At 69.8% G+C, this 1,535-nt stretch carries 2 protein-coding genes; one reads left to right on the top strand and one right to left on the bottom strand.

What is annotated here, in order from left to right:
• Positions 1 to 80: 80 nt before the first annotated feature.
• A complete protein-coding gene (locus RTU05_RS18210) occupies positions 81 to 803 on the bottom strand; it encodes a 3-deoxy-manno-octulosonate cytidylyltransferase (protein ID WP_312599687.1) in 723 nt (240 codons plus the stop codon).
• Positions 804 to 942: 139 nt separating this feature from the next.
• Between RTU05_RS18210 and RTU05_RS18205 the strand changes: the two genes are divergently transcribed.
• Positions 943 to 1,535 (top strand): cytochrome c family protein (locus RTU05_RS18205; RefSeq protein WP_312599686.1); only part of this gene is annotated, 593 nt, incomplete at its 3' end.

Here is a 1,535-nt window from a genome sequence, read left to right as displayed (position 1 = left end):
GCCCTGGGTTCCGGGTTCTTCGCTTCGCTCAGCCCCGGAATGACGATCTGATAATCCGATTGACTGAATGTCGATTGAACCTAGACGAGCGCCCGCGCCGCCTCCAGGTCCGCCGGATTGTCGACCGACAGGGGGGCTTCGTCGATGACGGCGGCCCAGATCTGCATCCCCATCTCCAGGGCGCGCAGTTGCTCCAGCTTTTCGCGCTTTTCCAGCGGCGACTGGGGCGCGGCGCAGAAGCGGTTCAGGGCCTCGCGGCGATAGCCATAGACGCCGATATGGCGCCACACCGGCGCGTCGCCGTACAGGGTGGAGCGGGTGAAATACAGGGCGCGGCCCTGACGCTCGCCCTCGCCCAGGGCCAGCACCGCCTTGACCACGTCGGGATTGGCGCGGTCGGACGCCTCGGCCTCGGCGGCGACCAGGGTGGCGATGTCGCAGGTCGGTTCGCCGTGCAGGATGGCCGCGCAGGCCGTGGCCAGGCCGGGGCTGGCGAAGGGCATGTCGCCCTGGACGTTGATCACGGCGTCGAAATCGCCTTCGGGGTCGATGGCGTTCACGGCGGCGCGGATGCGGTCCGACCCGCTGGGCAGGGCCGGGTCGGTCAGGATGGCGCGCCCGCCCTCGGCCTCGATGGCCTCGACGATTTCCGGATCGCCGGCCGCGACCACGACCGGCAGGCCCGAGGCCTCGGCCTGTCGATAGGCGCGCACGATCATGGGGACGCCGCCGATCAGGGCCAGGGGCTTGTTCGGCAAACGGGTCGCCGCCATGCGAGCGGGTATCATTATCAAAGGATTCATCGGCTTCCCTGACGCCTTGCGGGGCCGGCGCCTGCCGGGCCGGTTGCGAAGGTCGCGCTAGCGTGCCAGACAGCCCAAGGCAAGACTATGACCGGGCGGTTCAACGGCCTGGAAGCGGCAGAGGGGAGCGACGGGGCGCATGAGCGGCGATCTGAAGTGGAACAAGATTTTCGGCGCGGCCCTGGGGACGGCCTTCGTCATCCTGGTGGTCCAGCAGGCCTCGGGCCTGGTCTATCATTCCTCCCCGCCGGAGAAGATGGGCTATTTCGTCGATGCGCCGGAAGAGGCCGCGGGCGGTGAAGCGCCCGAACTGGCGCCGGACTGGGGCACGGTCCTGCCGGCCGCCGATCTCGCCGCCGGCGAGGCCGCCTTCGCGCGCTGCCAGGCCTGTCACGACGCGCACCAGGGCGGCGCCGACAAGATCGGCCCCAACCTGTGGGGCGTGGTGGGCGGCCCGGTCGAGCACCGCGCGGGCTTCGCCTATTCGGACGCCATGACCAAGCACAAGGCCGAGGCGCCGACCTGGGGCTATGACCAGATCAACAGCTTCATCACCGCCCCCGCCAAATATGTGCCGGGCACCAAGATGTCCTTCGCCGGGATCCGGGATACGCAGACGCGCATCAATCTGATCGCCTGGCTGCGGACCCAAGGGTCGGGCGGCTTCGCCATTCCCGCGCCCGATCCCTCGCGTCAGCCGGGCGCCGCCGCGCCCGCCGCCGGCGCCGAAGC

Source organism: Brevundimonas sp. (genome assembly GCF_032017145.1).
GTDB lineage: Bacteria > Pseudomonadota > Alphaproteobacteria > Caulobacterales > Caulobacteraceae > Brevundimonas.
The sequence above is the reverse complement of the archived record's forward strand: the minus strand, read 5'-3'. Positions and strand labels throughout refer to the sequence as shown.